At 45.1% G+C, this 21449-nt stretch carries 23 protein-coding genes and 1 pseudogene; 18 read left to right on the top strand and 6 right to left on the bottom strand.

Going from position 1 to position 21449, the window contains the following annotated elements; all coding sequences use genetic code 11:
- Nucleotides 1–55: 55 nt before the first annotated feature.
- The 13 genes from yceD to ACXAFJ_RS08765 all read left to right on the top strand — a co-directional run bounded on the left by yceD (nt 56) and on the right by ACXAFJ_RS08765 (nt 10627).
- Nucleotides 56–577, top strand: coding sequence for a 23S rRNA accumulation protein YceD (yceD, locus tag ACXAFJ_RS08825; protein WP_475322851.1), 522 nt, complete (start codon nt 56–58; stop codon nt 575–577).
- Nucleotides 578–608: 31 nt separating this feature from the next.
- Nucleotides 609–779 (top strand): 50S ribosomal protein L32, encoded by a 171-nt coding sequence (gene rpmF, locus ACXAFJ_RS08820; RefSeq protein ID WP_475322850.1) that lies wholly within the window; start codon nt 609–611, stop codon nt 777–779.
- A gap of 9 nt (nt 780–788) precedes the next feature.
- Nucleotides 789–1814 carry a phosphate acyltransferase PlsX gene (gene plsX, locus ACXAFJ_RS08815; RefSeq protein WP_475322848.1) on the top strand — a complete coding sequence of 342 codons (1026 nt, stop codon included), beginning with the start codon at nt 789–791 and terminating at the stop codon, nt 1812–1814.
- 5 nt (nt 1815–1819) lie between these two features.
- Nucleotides 1820–2770 carry a beta-ketoacyl-ACP synthase III gene (locus ACXAFJ_RS08810; protein ID WP_475322847.1) on the top strand — a complete coding sequence of 317 codons (951 nt, stop codon included), beginning with the start codon at nt 1820–1822 and terminating at the stop codon, nt 2768–2770.
- A 69-nt stretch (nt 2771–2839) separates the two neighbouring features.
- A complete protein-coding gene (fabD, locus tag ACXAFJ_RS08805; RefSeq protein ID WP_475322846.1) occupies nt 2840–3763 on the top strand; it encodes an ACP S-malonyltransferase in 924 nt (307 codons plus the stop codon).
- Between the two features lie 15 nt (nt 3764–3778).
- Entirely contained in the window at nt 3779–4513 is a 735-nt protein-coding gene (gene fabG, locus ACXAFJ_RS08800) for a 3-oxoacyl-ACP reductase FabG (protein ID WP_475322844.1), read from the top strand.
- A gap of 234 nt (nt 4514–4747) precedes the next feature.
- Complete coding sequence (gene acpP / locus ACXAFJ_RS08795; protein WP_004406112.1) at nt 4748–4981, top strand: acyl carrier protein; 234 nt, start codon at nt 4748–4750, stop codon at nt 4979–4981.
- A gap of 94 nt (nt 4982–5075) precedes the next feature.
- Nucleotides 5076–6317, top strand: coding sequence for a beta-ketoacyl-ACP synthase II (fabF, locus tag ACXAFJ_RS08790; RefSeq protein WP_475322843.1), 1242 nt, complete (start codon nt 5076–5078; stop codon nt 6315–6317).
- 106 nt (nt 6318–6423) lie between these two features.
- A complete protein-coding gene (gene pabC / locus ACXAFJ_RS08785) occupies nt 6424–7257 on the top strand; it encodes an aminodeoxychorismate lyase (RefSeq protein WP_475322842.1) in 834 nt (277 codons plus the stop codon).
- A 4-nt stretch (nt 7258–7261) separates the two neighbouring features.
- Nucleotides 7262–8275 carry an endolytic transglycosylase MltG gene (gene mltG, locus ACXAFJ_RS08780; RefSeq protein WP_475322841.1) on the top strand — a complete coding sequence of 338 codons (1014 nt, stop codon included), beginning with the start codon at nt 7262–7264 and terminating at the stop codon, nt 8273–8275.
- Nucleotides 8275–8907, top strand: a complete 633-nt coding sequence (gene tmk, locus ACXAFJ_RS08775; protein WP_475322839.1) for a dTMP kinase — start codon at nt 8275–8277, stop codon at nt 8905–8907. Before mltG ends, tmk begins: the two co-directional genes overlap by 1 nt.
- On the top strand, nt 8904–9869 hold the full coding sequence (gene holB, locus ACXAFJ_RS08770) for a DNA polymerase III subunit delta' (protein ID WP_475322838.1): 966 nt from the start codon (nt 8904–8906) through the stop codon (nt 9867–9869). Before tmk ends, holB begins: the two co-directional genes overlap by 4 nt.
- Complete coding sequence (locus ACXAFJ_RS08765; protein WP_475322837.1) at nt 9860–10627, top strand: TatD family hydrolase; 768 nt, start codon at nt 9860–9862, stop codon at nt 10625–10627. Before holB ends, ACXAFJ_RS08765 begins: the two co-directional genes overlap by 10 nt.
- 108 nt (nt 10628–10735) lie before the next feature.
- On the opposite strand, the gene ACXAFJ_RS08760 is transcribed toward ACXAFJ_RS08765, so the two are convergent.
- The 4 genes from ACXAFJ_RS08760 to ACXAFJ_RS08745 all read right to left on the bottom strand — a co-directional run bounded on the left by ACXAFJ_RS08760 (nt 10736) and on the right by ACXAFJ_RS08745 (nt 14663).
- Nucleotides 10736–10831, bottom strand: coding sequence for a MetS family NSS transporter small subunit (locus ACXAFJ_RS08760; protein WP_475322835.1), 96 nt, complete (start codon nt 10829–10831; stop codon nt 10736–10738).
- A 2-nt stretch (nt 10832–10833) separates the two neighbouring features.
- Nucleotides 10834–12294 carry a sodium-dependent transporter gene (locus ACXAFJ_RS08755; RefSeq protein ID WP_475322833.1) on the bottom strand — a complete coding sequence of 487 codons (1461 nt, stop codon included), beginning with the start codon at nt 12292–12294 and terminating at the stop codon, nt 10834–10836.
- Nucleotides 12295–12988: 694 nt separating this feature from the next.
- Nucleotides 12989–13885, bottom strand: a complete 897-nt coding sequence (locus ACXAFJ_RS08750) for a dienelactone hydrolase family protein (RefSeq protein WP_475324092.1) — start codon at nt 13883–13885, stop codon at nt 12989–12991.
- 193 nt (nt 13886–14078) lie between these two features.
- Nucleotides 14079–14663 carry an outer membrane beta-barrel protein gene (locus ACXAFJ_RS08745; RefSeq protein WP_475322832.1) on the bottom strand — a complete coding sequence of 195 codons (585 nt, stop codon included), beginning with the start codon at nt 14661–14663 and terminating at the stop codon, nt 14079–14081.
- A gap of 105 nt (nt 14664–14768) precedes the next feature.
- On the opposite strand from ACXAFJ_RS08745, the gene cydH reads away from it, so the two are divergent.
- Nucleotides 14769–14858 carry a cytochrome bd-I oxidase subunit CydH gene (gene cydH, locus ACXAFJ_RS08740; RefSeq protein WP_475322830.1) on the top strand — a complete coding sequence of 30 codons (90 nt, stop codon included), beginning with the start codon at nt 14769–14771 and terminating at the stop codon, nt 14856–14858.
- A gap of 75 nt (nt 14859–14933) precedes the next feature.
- Nucleotides 14934–16076 carry a patatin-like phospholipase family protein gene (locus ACXAFJ_RS08735; protein WP_475322829.1) on the top strand — a complete coding sequence of 381 codons (1143 nt, stop codon included), beginning with the start codon at nt 14934–14936 and terminating at the stop codon, nt 16074–16076.
- 3 nt (nt 16077–16079) lie between these two features.
- Here the strand turns inward: ACXAFJ_RS08735 and pyk are convergent, their stop codons facing one another.
- A complete protein-coding gene (gene pyk / locus ACXAFJ_RS08730) occupies nt 16080–17522 on the bottom strand; it encodes a pyruvate kinase (RefSeq protein WP_475322827.1) in 1443 nt (480 codons plus the stop codon).
- A gap of 388 nt (nt 17523–17910) precedes the next feature.
- Between pyk and mlc the strand changes: the two genes are divergently transcribed.
- Nucleotides 17911–19128 (top strand): sugar metabolism global transcriptional regulator Mlc, encoded by a 1218-nt coding sequence (gene mlc, locus ACXAFJ_RS08725; protein WP_475322825.1) that lies wholly within the window; start codon nt 17911–17913, stop codon nt 19126–19128.
- Between the two features lie 269 nt (nt 19129–19397).
- Nucleotides 19398–20348: a chemotaxis protein CheV gene (locus ACXAFJ_RS08720; RefSeq protein WP_475322824.1), complete on the top strand. Its 951-nt coding sequence runs from the start codon at nt 19398–19400 to the stop codon at nt 20346–20348.
- A gap of 69 nt (nt 20349–20417) precedes the next feature.
- On the opposite strand, the pseudogene ACXAFJ_RS08715 reads toward ACXAFJ_RS08720, so the two are convergent.
- A pseudogene (locus ACXAFJ_RS08715) lies at nt 20418–20666 on the bottom strand (IS110 family transposase); the annotation flags it as partial.
- Between the two features lie 98 nt (nt 20667–20764).
- On the opposite strand from ACXAFJ_RS08715, the gene ACXAFJ_RS08710 reads away from it, so the two are divergent.
- Nucleotides 20765–21409: a hypothetical protein gene (locus ACXAFJ_RS08710; RefSeq protein WP_475322823.1), complete on the top strand. Its 645-nt coding sequence runs from the start codon at nt 20765–20767 to the stop codon at nt 21407–21409.
- Nucleotides 21410–21449 lie beyond the last annotated feature (40 nt).

The following is a 21449-nucleotide window of genomic DNA, read 5'->3' as shown; positions in this document are numbered from 1 at the left end:
TTTTTTCACCGTTTTCTTTGACTCGTTGTAAATGAAAGGATAGAATTCGCGCCCTATGCAAAAGGTAAAGATACCGCGAACGGTTGATCCTGGTAAAGCTGCTCAGAAGCGTCTTGATTATAATGGTATTATTCAAGAAAGCCTGCTGAAGCGTCTTAAGGATTCGGTCGAATGCGTTAAACGCGACGCTCAAGTGCAAGTTTCATTTGGGTTAGATGAACAGCGACTTGTTGTTATCTCTGGTAAAGCTAACATCGATGTCGATTTAGAGTGTCAACGTTGCAATGAGGATTTCACACACAGTTGTGAAGTAACCTTTACTTACACGCCGAATTCGGCGAAAAGTGAAGAAGAAGCACCGGAAGAGTACGATTTGGTAGATCTGAACGAGTACGGTGAACTGGACCTGATTGCATTAGTTGAAGACGAGTTCATTCTAAATTTGCCCCAAGTACCTATGCACGATGATGCGGATTGTAGCGTTGATTCAGAAAATATGGTTTTTGGCGAACTTCCAGAAGAAGTAGTGGAAGAAAAACCAAATCCGTTCGATGTTTTAAAAAACTTAAAGAAGTAATTCTTTAAGACCTCACATAGGAGTAGGGTCAATGGCCGTACAAAAAAGCAAGAAAACACGTTCTAAGCGTGGCATGCGTCGTTCACACGATGCGCTATCTGCAGCAGCTCTTTCTGTAGACGCAACTTCAGGTGAAACTCACCTACGTCACAACGTGACTGCTGAAGGTTACTACCGCGGCAAAAAGGTTATCAACAAGTAAGGTTGACCTTTGCAAACTATTACTATTGCACTTGATGCAATGGGCGGAGACTTTGGTCCCCGTGTCACAGTGCCTGCCGCCGTGCAGGCACTGTCGTATTTCCCAGAGCTCAATATTCTTCTGATCGGCGATCAACAAGCCATTCAGTCTCAACTTCAATCTCTCGGTCACGATACCGTTGAGCGCTTGCGCATCCAACACAGTGACAAAGTGATTTCCAACTCTGAAAAACCTTCTCTCGCGCTTCGCAACAGTCAGGGTAGCTCTATGGCCATGGCGATAGATGCGGTCTCAGATGCGAAAGCCAATGCTTGTGTCAGCGGTGGTAACACCGGTGCCCTAATGGCGTTATCCCGTTTCCGTCTAAAGTTACTACCTGGAATAGAGCGTCCAGCTTTGATTTCTGCCATGCCCACTGCGGGCAGTAATAAAACCTGGATGTTAGATTTAGGCGCTAATGTGTCTAGTGATGCGGATTCATTATTCCAATTTGCACTTATGGGCAGTGCTCTTGCAGAGCAGTATCTAAACAGAGCGCCTCGCGTGGCGATTTTAAATATCGGCGCCGAAGAAATTAAAGGTAATGACTTGGTTAAACGATGTGCAGAAATGCTCTCGCAAACCAAAGCCGTTAATTACATTGGATATATTGAAGGTAATCAGTTGCTGCATGATGTCGCAGATGTGGTAGTGTGTGATGGCTTTGTTGGCAATGTCTGTTTAAAAGCCAGTGAAGGTACGGCTCAGCTTTTTCTCGACAGAATTCGAACACATATCACTGGGTCTGGTTGGCGCTCTTGGGTTGCTAAATGGGTGTTTTCTGGTTTGATTGATGAGTTGAAAACCTTGAACCCCGACCAGTATAACGGCGCAAGTTTGTTAGGATTGCGCGGCATTGTTATAAAGAGCCACGGAAGTGCAGATGTTAACGCGGTTATCAATGCAATAAGTGAAGCGTTACACGAAGTTAAACGACAAGTACCCAGCCGTATTAGCGATCGTTTAGAAGCAGTTTTACTCGAGAGGCACTATTAGTCTTCATGTTCAGCAAAATTTTAGGTACCGGCAGCTACCTGCCATCTCAAGTGCGTACTAACGCCGATTTAGAAAAAATGGTAGAGACCAGTGACGAGTGGATCGTTACCCGTACTGGTATACGCGAACGTCGTATTGCAGCGGAAAACGAAACTGTTGCTGATATGGGCTACCAAGCGGCAGTAAATGCCATTGATATGGCCGGTATCGATAAAAACGATATCGACATGATCATTGTGGCGACAACCAGTAGCAGCCACACTTTCCCTTCTTCTGCATGCCAAGTGCAGTCCAAACTCGGTATCAAAAACTGCCCAGCATTTGACTTGGCGGCGGCGTGCTCGGGTTTTGTTTACGCATTGTCGGCTGCAGATCAATATATTAAGTCGGGTATGTGTAAAAATGTGCTCGTTATTGGCGCTGATATTCTGTCTAAAACCTGTGACCCAACGGATCGCTCAACCATCATCTTATTTGGCGATGGTGCTGGTGCGATGGTAGTTGGTGCCAGTGACGAACCAGGTATTTTGTCGACGCACCTATACGCGGATGGCAATTTTGGTGATTTGCTTAGCCTTGCAGTTCCAGAAAGGGGCAGTGAAGCAGACAAATGGCTTCACATGGCGGGTAATGATGTATTCAAAGTAGCGGTGACTCAGTTGTCGAAGTTGGTAAAAGACACGCTTGCTGCTAATGACATGCACAAACACGACCTTGATTGGTTAGTGCCGCACCAAGCGAATTACCGCATTATTTCGGCCACAGCGAAAAAATTATCTATGTCGATGGATCAGGTGGTCATCACCTTAGATCGACATGGAAACACCTCGGCGGCAACCGTTCCAACTGCAATGGATGAAGCTGTTCGAGATGGACGAATCAAACGCGGCCAAACGTGCTTGTTAGAAGCATTTGGTGGCGGCTTTACTTGGGGCTCAGCTCTAGTTAAGTTTTAGTCAAAACACGATTAAGTAGGATGCACTTTGGTGCATCTTTTCTTTGTTACTGAGGTAAAAGGAAAATTTATGAGCAAGTTTGCTATCGTATTTCCAGGCCAAGGCTCACAAACAGTTGGAATGTTGGCTGAGTTGGGCGAGCAATACGCAATTGTAAAACAAACTTTTGCAGAAGCGTCTGAGGTATTGGGTTACGACTTATGGGCACTCGTTCAAGAGGGTCCAGCGGAAGACTTGAATCAAACATTCCGTACTCAACCAGCTTTATTAGCATCTTCAGTTGCGATTTGGCGAGTATGGCAAGAGCAAGGTTTGGCGCAGCCAGAAGTATTGGCAGGTCATAGCCTAGGTGAATACTCTGCGTTAGTGTGCGCTGGCGTTATCGACTTTAAAGAAGCGATCAAACTCGTTGAACTACGCGGCCAAGCGATGCAAGAAGCTGTGCCAGCTGGGACCGGTGCAATGTACGCCATTATTGGTCTAGCTGACGATGCCATTGCCAAAGCGTGTGAAGAAGCCGCACAAGGTGATGTTGTTTCTCCAGTAAACTTCAACTCTCCAGGTCAAGTGGTTATCGCAGGTTCGAAAGAAGCGGTGGAACGTGCTGGCGCTCTATGTAAAGAAGCCGGTGCAAAACGCGCATTGCCACTGCCAGTTTCTGTACCTTCTCACTGTGCACTTATGAAGCCTGCGGCTGAACGTTTGGCAGAAGCGATGCAAGAGCTAGAATTCAATGCTCCATCGATTCCAGTCATAAACAACGTTGACGTTGCTGCAGAAACCGATCCAGCTCGTATTAAAGACGCCCTCGTTCGTCAGCTATACAGCCCAGTACGTTGGACTGAGTCTGTACAGAAAATGCACGAGCAAGGCGCAGAAAAACTATTCGAATTAGGCCCAGGCAAAGTACTAACGGGTCTGACTAAACGTATTGTAAAAGCACTAGATGCAGCTGCTGTGAATGATGTCGCATCTCTTGATGCTGCAAAGTGATAAAAGGGAATTCAAATGAATCTTGAAGGTAAAGTAGCACTAGTAACAGGCGCGAGTCGTGGTATCGGTCGTGCGATTGCGGAACTTCTTGTTGAACGCGGTGCCAAAGTGGTTGGTACGGCAACAACCGAAAATGGTGCAGCATCAATCAGTGAATATCTGGGCGAGAACGGAACGGGTCTTGCGTTAAATGTGACTGATGTTGAATCAATTGACGCAGTGCTAAAGCAAATTACTGCTGACTTCGGTGGTATTGACATCCTAGTGAACAACGCAGGTATCACGCGTGACAACTTGTTGATGCGCATGAAAGACGACGAGTGGACAGATATCATGGACACTAACTTAACGTCGATTTTCCGTTTATCAAAAGCGGTACTGCGCGGCATGATGAAAAAGCGTCACGGTCGAATCGTTAACGTAGGTTCAGTTGTTGGCACTATGGGTAACGCAGGTCAAACCAACTACGCGGCAGCAAAAGCGGGTGTAATTGGTTTCACTAAATCGATGGCTCGTGAAGTAGCGTCTCGCGGTGTAACAGTCAACACTGTGGCACCGGGCTTTATTGAAACAGACATGACTAAAGCGCTAAACGATGAACAACGTGCAGCAACTTTAGGTCAAGTACCCGCTGGTCGTTTAGGCGACCCGAAAGAAATTGCATCTGCAGTGGCTTTCTTGGCTTCTGATGAAGCTGGCTATATTACGGGCGAAACTTTGCACGTAAATGGTGGTATGTACATGGTTTAATCGTGAAATGTCGTCATGATGATGACATTTCGCTGCATTAAGCTGTTAGATATTTGTAATTCTTTGTGGGCAACTGAATAACATTTGTGCATGATTTAAGTCATAAATGTGCTGAAAATCGGTTAAATTCGCTAAATTTGTGGTTTGACCAGCAAGGACCCTCTTGCAACTTTCAGAAGTTCGCATAAACTACCGGAACATCGCATTAAGCGAAATCTGTAAAGGAAAAGAAAAATGAGCAACATCGAAGAACGCGTAAAGAAAATCATCGTTGAACAGCTAGGTGTAGACGAAGCAGAAGTTAAAAACGAAGCTTCTTTCGTTGATGACCTAGGTGCTGATTCTCTAGACACCGTTGAGCTTGTTATGGCTCTTGAAGAAGAATTCGACACTGAGATTCCAGACGAAGAAGCTGAGAAGATCACTACTGTTCAAGCTGCTATCGACTACGTGAACAGCGCTCAGTAATATCCTCCCAGGCGGCCTTCTGGCCGCCTGAGTTTTTATAGAACCTCTTCTATTACCTTTCATAGAATTTTTTATCTATCCGGAGAATTGTATCGTGTCCAAGCGTCGTGTTGTTGTCACTGGCATGGGTATGTTGTCACCGGTCGGCAACACAGTTGAATCTTCATGGAAAGCTTTACTCGCTGGTCAAAGCGGAATCGTCAATATCGATCACTTCGATACTGAAAATTTCTCTACTCGCTTTGCTGGTCTAGTAAAAGGTTTCGATTGCACAGAGTACATGTCGAAAAAAGATGCTCGTAAAATGGATTTGTTTATCCAGTACGGTATCGCTGCAGGCATTCAGGCCCTAGATGACTCTGGCTTACAAATTACAGACGAAAATGCGGCTCGCGTGGGTGTAGCAATTGGTTCAGGCATTGGTGGCCTTGATCTGATTGAAACCGGACACTCAGCGTTGGTAAACAAAGGCCCACGTAAAGTGAGTCCGTTTTTCGTACCTTCTACTATCGTAAACATGGTAGCGGGTAACCTTTCAATCATGCGTGGATTGAGAGGCCCTAACATCGCGATTTCTACCGCGTGTACAACTGGCTTACACAACATTGGCCATGCCGCTCGTATGATTGCTTACGGTGACGCAGATGCAATGGTTGCCGGCGGTGCAGAAAAAGCGTCTACACCGCTTGGTATGGCTGGTTTTGGCGCAGCTAAAGCTCTGTCTACTCGCAACGATGAGCCTCAAAAAGCGTCTCGCCCATGGGATAAAGACCGCGACGGTTTTGTTCTGGGTGACGGTGCTGGCATCATGGTTCTAGAAGAATACGAAGCAGCAAAAGCTCGTGGCGCTAAGATTTACGCTGAGCTAGTTGGTTTTGGCATGTCTGGCGATGCTTACCATATGACCTCTCCAAGTGAAGATGGTTCTGGTGGTGCATTGGCTATGGAAGCGGCAATGCGTGATGCAGGCGTGACTGGTGAGCAAATCGGTTACGTGAACGCGCACGGTACTTCAACTCCTGCTGGTGACGTTGCTGAAGTAAAAGGCATTAAGCGTGCACTTGGCGAAGCGGGTGCTAAGCAAGTAAAAGTATCATCAACTAAGTCCATGACAGGTCACCTATTGGGTGCTGCTGGCTCTGTTGAAGCGATTATTACCGTGATGTCTTTGGTTGACCAAGAAGTCCCACCAACGATTAACTTGGATAACCCAGAAGACGATTTGGATATCGATTTGGTGCCAAATCAATCAGCGAAAGTTGATATGGAGTACGCTCTGTGTAACTCATTCGGCTTTGGCGGTACGAACGGTTCGTTGATCTTCAAGAAGATCTAAACCGCCAGTCGCGCAAATATGTCGCGCAAATATACAAACGGCTTGATGCTTTCAGTATCAAGCCGTTTTATTATATTCAGAATCTGACATTTAAAGGGGAAGGGCGTTGCAGCACCGAGTTTGGATAGATGGAAAACAAGCCTCTGAAGTCTCCGTTTCTGACCGAAGTTTTCAATATGGCGATGGCTGCTTTACCACCATTCTTGTGAAACAAGGGCTTCCCGTTTTTTGGCAAGACCATTTGCAGCGTTTGCAAAAAACGCTCGCGGCATTGTGTATTGAGCAGCCGGACTGGCAGCAGGTCGAAGCTTGGGTAAAACATGCATGCCTTCCTGATGAGCTTTCCGGAATTAAAATACACATTAGCCGTGGCTCAGGTGGCCGTGGTTACAGCCCAAAGGTGAGTTCTGGTCCGCAAGTCACCATTAGCCACTTTGATTATCCAGCACATTATCCTCGCTGGCAGCAAGAAGGTTTAACTTTAGGTATTGCTAAACCTAGGTTAGGGCTGAACCCCATGTTATCTGGGCTCAAGCACAATAATCGGCTTGAACAAGTGCTAGTGAAGTCGGATTTGGAGCTGCAAGGCCAAGCTGATGGGCTTGTGTTAGACATTCACGATAACGTAATTGAAACCAGTTGTGCCAACGTTTTTTGGGTAAAAGACCAGACTCTCTTTACCCCGGATTTGGCACAAAGTGGTGTGACAGGTATCATGCGCAATCGAGTTTTAGATTGGGCTGAGCAATTGTCTTTGAATGTGGAAATAGGCGATTATCGCCTGCCATTACTAGACAGCGCGGATGAAGTATTTGTCAGTAACTGTTTGTTAGGAATAGCTCCGGTTACCCAAATTGCCGACAAACAATTTGCGATTGGTTCGGTATGCCGTCAACTTCAACATCGTTATCAATCTGCTATTTCGGCAGCGAAAAGTTAGTTTAATGAAAAAAATTCTTCTGATTATCGGCCTCTGTGTGGCCGCTTTGATATCCGGTCTTTATTTTACTAAAGGTCAGATCGATCAATTTGTGGTTCAACCTTTGTCCTTGTCTGAACCAACTCTATTTACGGTTAAGCCCGGTACCAGTTTCCCACGTGTGCTTTCACAGTTAGAGCAGCAAGGGGCTATTTCGAACTCTCCATTTAGTGATTATATCCGCTTTTTACACCCAGACTTACTTGCCATCAAAGCTGGTACGTATCAATTGCAACCTGAGTGGACGCTGCGACAAGCACTAAAACATCTCATTGCAGGCCGTGAACATCAGTTTGCCATCACTTTTGTCGAAGGCAGTATCTATCAAGAATGGCTTGAGGTTCTTAAGCAAGCGCCGCATTTGGACCAGACTATTGCAGATAAAACGGAACAGCAAATCGCGGGCCTGATTAATGCTGAACACGAAAAGCTCGAAGGCTTGTTGCTTGCAGAAACCTACTATTACACTGCGGGAACCAGCGATTTAGATATTTTAAAGCGCGCCAATCGCAAGCTGACAAAGACGTTAGAAAAACACTGGCAGCAGCGCCAAGACAAGCTGCCTTTAAAATCTGCATATGAAGCGCTAATTTTGGCCTCAATTATTGAGAAAGAAACGGCAGTGGCTGAAGAGCGTGCTAAAGTCTCGTCGGTATTTGTAAACCGACTAAATAAAAGGATGCGCTTACAAACAGACCCTACGGTTATATATGGCATGGGTGATAAGTTTGACGGCAATATCCGCAAACGAGATTTAAGAACGCCAACGCCTTACAATACATATGTCATTAAAGGCTTACCACCGACGCCAATAGCCATGGTTGGCGAAGATGCGATTCGCGCTTCAGTTAACCCAGATGACACATCTTACTTGTACTTTGTAGCGAGTGGTCACGGAGATCATATTTTTTCCAAAACACTCAAAGAGCACAATCGCGCCGTACAAGCCTATTTAAAAGTTTTAAGAAGTAGAAAGTGATGACAGGTAAATTCATCGTAGTAGAAGGGTTGGAAGGAGCAGGTAAAAGCACTGCCATTCAATCTATTGTTGAGCAGCTCAAATCAGCCGGTATCGAACAGGTTACACATACTCGTGAGCCAGGTGGCACACCATTGGCCGAAAAGCTTCGTACCTTAGTCAAAGAAGAGCACCAAAACGAACAGATTCAAGATATCAGCGAGCTTTTGATGATTTACGCGGCACGAGTTCAATTGGTTGAAAACGTTATTAAACCTGCGCTGGCAAAAGGGCAGTGGGTGGTTGGAGACCGTCACGATTTGTCTTCACAAGCGTATCAAGGCGGTGGACGTCAAATCCCTAGCGACACGATGAATGCGCTTAAGCAAGTTGCGTTAGGTGATTTTAAGCCTGATCTTACCTTGTATATGGATATTGACCCTAAAGTTGGTCTACAACGCGCAAGAGGGCGCGGCGAGCTAGATCGTATCGAAAAAATGGACATCAGCTTTTTTGAACGCACACGAGCACGCTACCTCGAACTGGCGAACAGTGATAGCAGTGTGTTGGTTGTTAATGCAGAGCAAGATATCGACGCCGTTCAACAAGACTTGAAAGCAGCACTATTGACTTGGTTAGAGACACAACAATGAGTCCCCTATACCCTTGGCTTGAGCCAGTTTGGCAACAACTACAGAATAACTTGAGACTGAGCCGTTTCAGCAACTCTGTACTTGTCACTGGACAAGCCGGACTGGGTATTGACACTCTGCTTAAACGACTATCTGATACTTTGCTGTGCCAACAGCAAAGTGATGAGCCTTGTGGCTTGTGCCACAGCTGCGAGCTCGCAACTGCCAATACCCATCCAGATTTCCATATGATCGAACCTGAGAAAGCAGGGAAGTCGATTTCTGTTGATCAAATCCGTCAGGCAAATCGTTGGGCATTAGAGTCGTCTCAATTGTCTGGTCGTCGAGTCATTTTGGTAAAACCAGCGCAAGCGATGACGGAAGCCGCGGCCAATGCGTTACTCAAAACGTTAGAAGAACCACCTGAGCAGTGTTTTTTCATCTTATCCAGCGTTAATACTCAGCGGTTATTGCCGACTATTGTGAGCCGCTGCCAACAATGGGCGGTGGTACCGCCTGATTATCAAAGTGCCAGTGATTGGCTAAATAGTCAGGATAGCAAAAGTCAAGTTGCTCCCCATTTATTGCATATTCATCGCGGCGCGCCGCTACAAACCCAAGAGTTTATTGAATCAGGTGAGTTAGAAGCGTATCAAAAGTTGGCCAACCATTTTTCTCAATACATTCAGGGATCACTCGCGCAGCTGGTTGAGGTATCTAAACTGGTAGCCAAACACCCTTCGGGACTGAACTGGATGTGGTATTGGCTAACCGATGCGCAAAAACGCTGTTTTGGACTTCAAGAATCCTATTTCACACCTGAGAGTGCGTTACTTTCAGAAGGCTTATCGTACGATAAGCTCTATACACTGAGTCAGTCACTACTAAAATTACAACAAGAATGGGTTCGTTTCCCTGGGCTAAACCTTGAGCTCTTGGTGATGGACTGGTTAACCGAAATTAATGAGGAAGCATGTTCGTAGATTCACACTGCCATTTGGATAAACTGGATTATCAAGATGTGCATGAAGGCATAGAAGATGTCATAGACAAAGCGTTAGCGGCTAACGTTACTGAAATGTTGTCCGTAGGAGTAACGCTTAAAGCCTTCCCCAAAATGATGGAATTGATTGGACCTTACAAATTTATTCACGCGTCTTGTGGCGTGCATCCACTCGATGTAGAAAGTGAATTTGCCCTTGATGAGTTGCACGAATACGCCAAGCACCCGCGAGTGGTTGCGGTGGGTGAAACCGGGTTAGATTATCACTACAAACCCGAAACCTCTGCGTTGCAGCGATTGCGCTTTGAACAACAAGTCGATTTAGCAGTCGACATAAATAAGCCGCTTATCATCCATACCAGAAATGCGCGTGAAGACACCTTGTCTATCCTCAAAAATGGTAATGCAGAAAAGTGTGGTGGCGTGATTCATTGTTTTACCGAAGACCTACCTTTCGCTGAAGCCGCGATGGATCTTGGTTTCTATATCTCGATATCTGGCATCGTGACCTTTAGGCAAGCCAAAGAGCTAAAAGAAGTGGTTCGCGCTCTGCCATTAGAACGCCTGTTGATTGAAACGGATTCGCCATATTTAGCACCTGTTCCACACCGTGGTAAAGAAAACCACCCAGCGTATGTGGTGGAAGTCGCTGCCTATATTGCTCAGTTAAAGGGTTGCAGTATTCAAGAAGTGGCGGAGAAAACCACACAGAACTTTCGAGATCTGTTTATTCGATAATCTGGTTCTACCGTAGGGATTAGTAGTATTGAACTAGCGTAAAGCTTCCCAACTGCTAGATACAAAAATGCCGGCTACTGCCGGCATTTATCATTAACAGAGTAGACTCTATTCTTTGTCCATTGCTCGCTTGATACAGATAGCTGCGCCACCCCAAGTGATACCAAGACCAAGAACCATCATGATGATTGCACCTGTTGTCATAATTAGGCCTCCTTGCGGCTCATTACGTTAATCAATACACCGTATACAAACAGCGCAGCAATAATTACCCAACCGATAGTTAGGTCGTAGCCACCGTAGCCTTCTGTAATAAGACTCGATAATTTAAAGTATAACGTGTAAGCCAAAATTGCTGGAGTAATGGCGATAATACAGATGTTAAACCAAAGGCCAATCTTAAAGTCTGATACATCATTAACGTATTTGCGGACCTCTGGGATTTTCCAGCAAATCCAAGCTACTAGTACGATTTCAACAAGACCACCAACAACGATACCTACGTTATTTGCGAAGTGGTCAACAAGGTCAAGAAGCAGTAGACCACCGTTAGTTGCGAACAACATTGAAACGACAACACCAACGCCAATTACCACGTTTGCAGTCTTCTTACGGCTCCACTTCAGCTTATCCATGATGGCAGAAACTACCGCTTCCATAATAGAAATGTGCGAGCTCAAACCTGCAACAACGAGTGCCAAGAATAGCAGCGGACCAGTTACACCAGGAGCTGGTAGTAGGTTAATAGCGGCTGGTAGCGTAACGAATGCTAGACCAACACCTGCTGAAACAACTTCAGTTAGCGGTTTGCCTTGTTCTTGAGCCATGTAGCCCAGAACAGAGAAGATCATGATACCGGCTAGGATTGAGAAACCACAGTTAATCAATACCGTCATGAAAGCGTTGTTGGTTACGTCAGACTTCTCTGGCAAGTAGCTTGAGTAAGCCAGCATGATGGCAAAACCCAGACTTAGAGAGAAGAAGATCTGACCGTAAGCAGCCGCCCATACTTTTACATCCCAAATCTTGCTGAAATCAGGTTCGAACATGAAGTTCACACCATCAACCGCACCTGGTAGGAATACCATGCGACCAATCAATACAAGAACCATGATGAAGAGTAGAGGCATCATGACTTTAGAAATACGTTCGATACCGGACTTAACGCCGCCAACAATGGCTGCATAAGTGATTGCCCATGCTAGTAGCATTGCGCCAGCAATCTTCCATTGAATGCTACCAAGGTTAGTTGGTGAGTTGTCACCTAGACCTAGATACTCACTGAAGAAGAATGCGTTCGGATCTGAACCCCAGCTTTGGTTAAACGCGTAGCCAAAGTAAGAGATTGCCCAACCGATAACGGCGACGTAATAAACCGCGATAACGGCTGCTACGCCTACTTGGAACCAGCCTAGCCATTCAAACTTAGGGCTGATTTTTTTGAGGGTCGCTGGTGCTGAACCACGGTATTTTTTACCCATACTGAACTCAAGGATCATGAATGGAATACCCGCAGTTAGCATTGCGAATAGATAAGGAACGAAGAAGGCACCACCGCCGTTTTCGTATGCCATGTAAGGGAAACGCCAAATGTTACCCAATCCGATTGCAGATCCTACAGCGGCTAAGATAAAGCCGGCGCGGGAACCCCATTGTTCTCGCTTCATAAAATAACTCCTGTTACGACGCTCTGAGGCACGAAGCTATACCCAAGAATAGTCAACAGGTTTGCAATTTTGCAGGCCTGTGGCGGGCTTCTTGGGATTTTCCAAATCCTATCTAAAGTGGCTAACTTGTCATGAGAATGGCTATTGCTCTATTTCTCAATCAAAAACTGCAACAAGTCAGCAATATATAGTTTTTTATTTTATAGTTATTTGGAAAACTCAGAATATTGTTCTTAGTTTAACGATGTGTGTTTGCGAAAACTGAAATTTTCAGCTACGCGTGGCATTGAGACTACCGACTATCTTAGTTAATCGCAACAGGATATAAATTGGTAAAAATGGTAATGAAATAGTTAATCAACCCATTTCTGTGCTTTTCACTGGTGCTATCGGGAGGTGGGGTGTTTTGATTTGAACGAATAAACCGATTTACCTTATGTTTTTAGATGAAAACACTTTATAAAAAATCTTGCCCATGTGTTTGTTTTTTCGCCAAGCTGAAGAATAAGTATATAAATCTGATGTCTTATCATATGTTTTAAGCAATATTTTACAAGATTTTGGGTATTATTCGGATGAATAGGTCAAAAAGAGATGGTTCTCTTGTTGATGGAAACAATATAAACAGCTGGCAGATTTGACTTTTGCATTAAAAGACAGGGTTACGCACACGGTAACCCCAGATTAACAGAGCCTAAACGAGCTTCTCTTTGAAAAAGGACATAGTGCGCTGCCATGCTAAATCTGCATTTTCAGGGTTGAAGCGTCCAGTCGAATCATTGTGGAAACCGTGGTTGGTTTGTGGGTAGATATAAGCTTGATAATCTTTGTTCAATCGCTTCAAATCCGCTTCATACTCTGGCCATGTCGCATTGACGCGTTTGTCGAGTTCAGCAAAGTGTAGTTGGAGCGGTGCGGAGATTTTTTCTCTCAAGCTTGGATCGCCGGGAGTTCCATAAAAGGGCGCACCTGCGTTGAGTTCGTCTCCGAGCACTCCGGCCAGCATGTTTACCACGTAGCCACCAAAACAAAAGCCAACCGCACCCAATTTTCCGTTACTCAGTGAATGGTTTTTTAGAAATTGTGCGGCGGCAATAAAGTCTTGTTCAATCTTCGGTCTTTCCAAAGATTTTTGCATGGACCGGCCTTCATCGTCATTACCTGGGTAGCCACCTAGCGGGTGTAGGGCATCTGGGGCAAACGCAATAAATCCCGCTTTCGCGGCGCGTCTAGCTACATCTTTTATGTAAGGGTTTAACCCTCTGTTCTCGTGGACGACCAGTACAACCGGAAGAGGCCCTTCACCTTGGTTGGTCGGTACAACCAAATAACCGCGGCCTTCTCCATGTCCTTTCGGAGACGGAAAGGTTTCAAAACTGGCTTTGATGTCTGGATCGTTAAAGGAGATTTGCTCGGCATTGGCGTAATTTGGTATTAGCGCACCAGTGAGCGTAGTCATGGTGAATCCTAATGCTGTCAGTCCAGCGAGGCGCGACAGGAATTCTCGTCGATCTATTACGCCGTGGGCATATTCGTCGTACCAATCGAATGCTTCTTGAGGAATGCGATGAGAAGGTTCGTTAGAGCTCATATTGTTGTCTCCAGCTTTGCCTTTGGTAATACTGCTTGCGGTGCGCGATGTGGCAACAGCGTTTCCATCGGCAATCCATAGCCAAAGCGGGACGACTCGAGTGATTCTGGCTACAAGAACCATTCTCCCAGACCAACGTGTTTTACGTCGATTTAGAATCTAAGGTTCAGGATAGTTGATTATTTTAACGATGCTAAAACGAAACTCGAATTCCCGTACTGATATAGGCTTGGTTTAACCAATCGGTTTCAAATTTGATTTGGCAAGGATTGGCGCTCGGCAACACACATTGGCCGCTAGTGTCGTTGTCGACGGCGGTTCCCAACCAGCGCAACGCACCCGTAACTGCAAAATGGTCATTCATTTTATAATCCACACCAGTGAAGATACTGGTGGCAAATTGCGTATTTTGGTCAACCCAAGATGCATCGTAATGCGAGATGCCCAAGCCAATGCCTAAGTAACTTTGCCAGTCATTACTGAGTTCGTAGTCGGCACGACTTTGAAATAGGAAGTACTTGGCATTAAGTGATTGATTGATATCGTCTACGTCTTGAGTGTGTTGATTGTAAAAAAATCCAGCATGTCCATTTAGTACGGGAAGCTCAACAGCAATAGACCATGATGGAGCACTGTCGAGTGATAGTGTTTCTTGGGAGTTGGTGATGACTTTTCCTCCCACCGCAACTCCACCTTGTGCGGTAATTACAGCTTGTGCCATGACCTGACCAGAAAATAAACCAAGTAAAACCATTAAAACTCTTGGCTGAAATCGCATAATTTACATCTCCTAAACCTAAGTTTTATAAGTGTGAACATGACTTGTTTACCTATACTAACAAAACGGTAACATAAAAATGTTCACAGTATTTATGAGGTTAATATGGAAACTGAACTCAAAATGTCACTTTTGGTGGTTGGAATTACCTTTGCTGCCTTGATTGGTTTTGGTGTCGTCGCGGTTTTAGCCTAGCTCTAACTTATTACTGCATAACCACATCACTCATCAACGCCAATTTATTTGATTGCCACTAACTGACAATAGCCTATGGACAACAAAGGGCGAGTCTCAGATATTGCAACAAGCGTTGACCTAGATAGATTAGCCTTGTTTGTAAGTGGACAACAAGCGCTTGTGGCTCAGGGGGGAGGGCAGCGAGGAATATTCACTGCTGGCGTGCTTGATGCCTTGTTATTGGCCAACTTTGATTCGTTCGACCAGTTTTACGGCACCAGTGCTGGTGCGCTTAATCTTTGCGCGTATCTGTGCCGCCAACCCAAACTGGGTCATCAATTTCTGCTGGATATCACTACTCAACCAGAGTTCTTTTCACTATTTGGTTACGTTCGCAATCGGCAAATGCTCGATATGGATTGGGCGCTGGAACAAATTTGCCATTACCCACATCAGCTTGATCTCGATATGGGGCGACGCGTTCTGGGCGAGCGTAAAGCTGTGGCTGCCGTTACCAATCGAGACAGTTTAGTTGATCAGTATTTACCCATGTTGCAAGACAACTGGCGGCAGGTTCTGCTTGCTTCGTGTGCCATCCCTCGTTTGTACGACAAAGAAATACAAATCAATGACCAATGGTTTATTGATGGCGGTGTATCGGCTGCGATTCCCGTTCAAGAAGCATGGCGTCACAATAATCGCTGTATTGTGGTGATTCGCACCGAAACCTTGGACAACGAACAAGCCATAGAATCTGAATTGGTTCATCACCCCTCCAGTACGCAAAAGCTTGAGTGGTATCGAGAGTCTCTTAATCAACTTCAAGTTGGCTGGGATACGCAATTGAATCAGTGGAAACAAGACTGGCAGGAATTTATCCGGACTCGATTATCAAAGAGCCAAGAAACGCTGAACAACTCACAGCTTATCAACGGTGGTCGTTGGCTATTTGGGGCAGACGATGTTTATCGTCTCAGTCATTTACTGGGAATGGAAATTGATTCTTCATTGGCAGATTTATTGATGGTTCACTTGCAGACTTACTCACTGACGGCCGATTTTTTAAACCGCCCACCCGACGATTGCTTTGTGATAGAAATACACCCAAGTGTTCCGCTTTGCTCATCTTCATTGATGAGCAGCAAAGCCGATCTCGAATACGACTATCAGTTGGGACTAAAGGCGGGCGAAAACTTTTTGTTGAGTTTTGCGCCCTTAAACTCTTCTCGCCATTAAGCCCTAGGCTTCTAATACTCTTAAGCAGTTGGTTGAGCCTACCACGTCCATCACATCACCCTGGGTGATCAGCACTAGGTCGCCTTCTTTTAGGAGTCGCTCTTGTTTGAGGTGCTGGCAAGCACTCTTGGCAACACTGACTCCATGCATATCTTGAGTGTCAAAATAGACAGGATAGACACCGCGATACAAGGCCATGCGGTTGAGCGTATCTTCATTTCGTGACAGCGCATAGATAGGAATACCAGAGCGAATTCGCGACATCATAAGCGCGGTTCTACCGGATTCAGTGAGCGTTAAAATCGCACGGACATTTGGAATGTGGTTGGCGGCGAACATAGTCGACATAGCAATCGCTTCTTCGCCATTTTCAAAGACCGCGTCAGTTGAAAATCCTGTGCGGTTGATTGCGGCCATTTTCTCTGCGCCTAAACACACCTCCGCCATAGATTTCACGGTTTCGACAGGGTATTTACCGGCGGCGGTTTCTCCAGAAAGCATTACCGCATCGGTGCCATCTAGCACTGCGTTAGCCACATCCATCACTTCTGCGCGAGTCGGCATTGGATTATCCATCATGGATTCCATCATCTGGGTTGCAGTGATCACCGCGCGATTAAGTGCTCTTGCACGTTTGATCAATTGTTTTTGAACGCCAATCAGCTCAGGGTCACCAATTTCCACCCCCAAATCACCCCTTGCCACCATGACCGCATCTGAGGCTTCGATGATGTCGTCTATGTTTTCAATACAAGAGACGGTTTCTGCCCGTTCAACTTTAGCAACTAGCTTGGCAGAAAGACCTGCATCAGTGGCAAGGCGTCGTGCATACTTCATATCCTCGCCATTACGAGGGAAAGAAACGGCTAGGTAATCTACGCCAATTTTTGCCGCGTGCAGAATATCGTTTTTGTCTTTTTCAGTTAAGGCATCGGCAGAAAGGCCGCCGCCTTTTTTGTTAATGCCCTTGTTATTCGACAGTTTGCCACCAATCAATACCTTGGTTAACACTCGGTTGCTTTCAACTCCGGTCACCGTGAGTTGGATGCGTCCGTCATCCAGCAGCAGAACATCACCCGCCGACACATCGTTGGGCAGCGCTTTATAGTCCAAACCAACTTGGTTGGCGTCCCCGTCATCGTCAGCTAGTTGGCAATCAAGGATAAAAGGTTGCCCCGGTTTGAGTTGTTCGCTGCCATTTTTAAAACGGGCAACGCGGATTTTCGGACCTTGCAAGTCACCCAATATCGCCACTTGACGTTTGTGCTTGGCCGCCAGAGTGCGAACTTGAGATGCTCTACGTTGATGATCTTCGGGTGTTCCGTGGGAGAAATTCATTCTGACAACATTGGCACCAGCTTCAATAATGGCCTCTAAGATGCCTTCTTTATCCGTGGATGGCCCCAGAGTGGTAACGATTTTGGTGCGTCTTGGTTTTGCTGTCATAAACAATCTCCTAAATGCATAAATGGTGTGCTGTATCTGAATCTAAATGTGATCGTGCCTTTTAGTTTGGTTCTTTTCAGTAAGCTAGTAGTGCTATGTGTAAAGTTTTTGCGTGTTTTGTTTCAGTATATGCCGCGCGAAGCAAAAATGATGGAACACAGATAAGTTGATTACTTAACCTACTAATATCTCGCGGGAAATAAAAACTTCTTGTTAAGTGAAACTCTGGTTTTGTGAACAACGGCTTTGTTGAGATTTTCGTCACTATGGATGCAGCGCCCATTTCTTTGGAAATTCCCGTGATGGTTGTCACGGGTAAAGTTCAAAAGACTTCACAATTACTTCGCAAAGTAAAAAAATTAATTGTTAAGTTTTTATGGAACCTCTCATGTACATGGCTCAACCTGGTCACATTGACCACATCAAGCAAGTCAACGCAGGCCGAGTCTACAAACTCATCGACAAGCGCGGGCCGATTTCGCGTATCGATTTATCAAAAGAAAGTGAACTTGCGCCAGCCAGTATCACCAAGATAACTCGTGAATTGATCGATGCTCATCTAATACATGAAACCACGGTTCAAGAAGCGACAACTCGTGGTCGCCCGGCCGTGGGTTTACAGGTTAACCACCAAGGCTGGCAATTCCTCTCTATGCGTCTTGGACGCGGCTATCTGACGATTGCGTTGCACGAGCTAGGCGGCGACGTTCTGATTGATACCAAAATCGACATTCATGAAATTGATCAGGAAGACGTCTTAGCTCGTTTACTGCATGAAATTGATGAGTTTTTCCAAACTTATGCTGAGCAGCTCGACCGTGTCACCAGTATTGCGATTACGCTTCCAGGTCTAGTGAATTCTGAAAAAGGTGTGGTATTAAAAATGCCACACTACAACGTTGAGAACCTAGCATTAGGCCCTGAAATTTTTAAAGCGACAGGTCTGCCCGTTTTTGTGGCCAACGATACCCGCGCATGGGCCTTGGCGGAACGTTTGTTCGGTCACTCGCAGGATTGTGATAATTCTATCTTGATGTCGATTCACCACGGATTAGGCGCAGGTATTATCATTGATGGTCGAGTGTTATTGGGCCGAAATGGCAATATCGGTGAGATGGGACACGTACAAGTCGATCCAAACGGCCACCCTTGCCACGATGACAAACCTTGCACGCTAGAGTCTCTAGCGAGCTCTCAAGCGGTGCGCAACGAAGTGGCACATCGCATTGCTCAAGGCGAAGATTGTATTTTGTCTGACAGCGAAGAGTTTTCAATCGAAGATGTGTGTGACGCCGCGGTAAATGGAGACCATGTCTGTGTAGAAGCCATTGAGCGCTTAGGTGTCCACCTCGGCTCAGCAATCGCTATGATTACCAATATCTTTAACCCAGAAAAGGTATTGATTGGTGGCGTTATCAATCAGGCTAAAGATATTCTCTACCCCGTCGTTAAAGAACAAGTTAAGAAACAATGTCTTCCCTTTTACCAACAAGATTTGGAAATTGGGGAATCGCGCTTTTATAAACAGGCAACCATGCCTGGTGCGGCATTGATCAAACAGGCACTTTACGATGGCTCATTGTTAATGAAAGTTGTGGAAGGCTAACACAAGGCTTTCGCCACTTTTGGCTCACAGTTTGCTATCTCGATGTGAACTGGATCATTATTTTATCGTTTAATGTGCTTGGCACTTTTTAAGTGTTTTAACATGCTAATTTGTTGTTTATAGATAGATTAATTGATTAGTTACCGTGGAGTTTACAGTGTTTCTGCTGGTTTCTAGTTTGGGTATAGCCGAATAGAGTTAGAGTTTTTCTGTCCTAGTTTACTCCCATAGGCTATTTTTTATAAAAACCAATAAATTCGAGAACATCTATGTCCGGAGTGTTGAGCACGGTTGATCAGCGTACAAACTTGGTCGGTGAGAATCGACTCGAGCTGCTGTTGTTTTCACTAAACAGCCGCCAAGTTTTTGCCATCAACGTCTTTAAAGTTCGAGAAGTCATTAAAGTCCCACCGCTTACTAAGCTCCCAGGTGCTCACTATCATATTGTTGGCGTTGCCTCCCTTCGTGGGCAATCAGTGCCGGTAATTGACCTGCGCCAAGCCATTGGATTTCCGCCAACGCGGTTGGAAGAGCCGGAAGAGAACCTGATTATTACTGAGTACAATCGCTCCGTTCAGGGTTTTTTGGTCGGTCATGTCAATAATATCGTCAACACGGCATGGACCGAGATTCAACCACCCCCTAAAACAGCAGGTAGAGCGAACTACTTGACCGCCATCACTGAGCTCAAAGACAGTGAAGGTAGCCGCATCGTTGAGATCATTGATGTAGAGAAAGTCTTGGCAGAAATTGTCGAGTACGATGTGAGTATTTCAGAAGAAGTACTGGACCACGATTTGATGAACGAGATGGTGGGACGTAATGTCTTGATTGTCGATGACTCATCAACAGCGCGTAACCAAGTGAAGGGAACCTTGTCTCAACTCGGACTCAATATTATTGAATGTCGCGATGGCCTTGAAGCTTTGAATTTACTGAAATCGTGGGCCGATGAAGGCAAAGACATCCATAAAGAGCTGTTACAAGTAATCACGGATGCGGAAATGCCGGAAATGGACGGCTATAAGCTCACCTATGAAATCCGTAATGATCCCCGTATGGCTAAATTGCACATTACCCTGAACACCTCATTGAGTGGCAACTTTAACGAAGCCATGGTGAAGAAAGTAGGTTGTGACCGATTTATCTCCAAGTTCCAACCGGATTTGCTGGTGGAAGTGGCGCAGGACAGATTGCGTGAAGTGCTAGGCCACAAATAACCTTTGCGGAATTCTATTATCAAGCCTCGTTAACACGAGGCTTTTTTGTACAATGGCGGTTGCTGTTTGTGGACCAATGCCTCTGCCTTTCATAATACAAATATCGTGTCCTAACTTATCGAGTGTTCTAGCTCAATAAATTGCACCGCCACACGCTTCGAGTCCTATACGCATGGCTGGCATATTTGCTATTGTGTTCAGTAGTTTAGAGTGAGTGACAGATTTATGCAGCGCCACTTTCCCTTTAGAGTCAACGACATGAATACTAAAGTGTTTTTTAGCTAAGTCGATACCGCCAAAAAATGAATAATCAGACATGGTGCCGCCAGTGCTAATAAGTACCACTTGAGTGTGGTAGAACCTCGGGAGGGGGAATCCATGTCATTCGTTAGTGCCCTTGCGGCTAAAGAGTATCAATGGAAAAGTCATATCCATTTAAATTTATAGATCATTTATTGCAAACTTATAATTTGGCCTCCGAAAAAGAGCTAATTAACGCACTAAATAATCATCATGAAATTAAGGTTGAGCTTCTTGATTACCTAGTAACAATACGACAGTTTAAAATAGTAGAGTCTTTTGATGATGGTATTTTTTGTATTAAACATAATGCTGCTAGCGGTGAAAGCACCTACAAATACCAAGAAAATGGAAAGATATACGATAAGAATATTTTCAAATCTTATGGAGAATGCCTTATTTATGCGGAGAGGACATCGAAAAACCCTTATTACAACCCATTTCTATCGCATGTAATTGAAAAGTACTCCTTAAAAAACCAAGATGATTTTGTTTTCTTGCTAAAGAATGATGATTACCTTAAGAAAGACATAATTAATCATTTGCACAAGGTCAAGCATATTTATACAGAGCTTAAAACTTATGATGGAGATTACTGTCTTTCCAATTATCCAACTAAAGGCTTTTATTCGTTTGTTAATCAAGAACGTGGCATAATTTATCCTGGTTACGTTAAATTTCCTAGTCAAGAAGAGTGCCTAGTTTATGCTCTTATCGGAGATAATGAGCTTAATTGTTGGCGGCATAATAAAAAACACTAACAAATGTACCAGCCGATATGAGGACAGCCACTCCAATGTG

Source organism: Vibrio sp. ABH4_348 (assembly GCF_056159765.1).
This window is presented reverse-complemented; position numbering and strand designations above follow the sequence as displayed.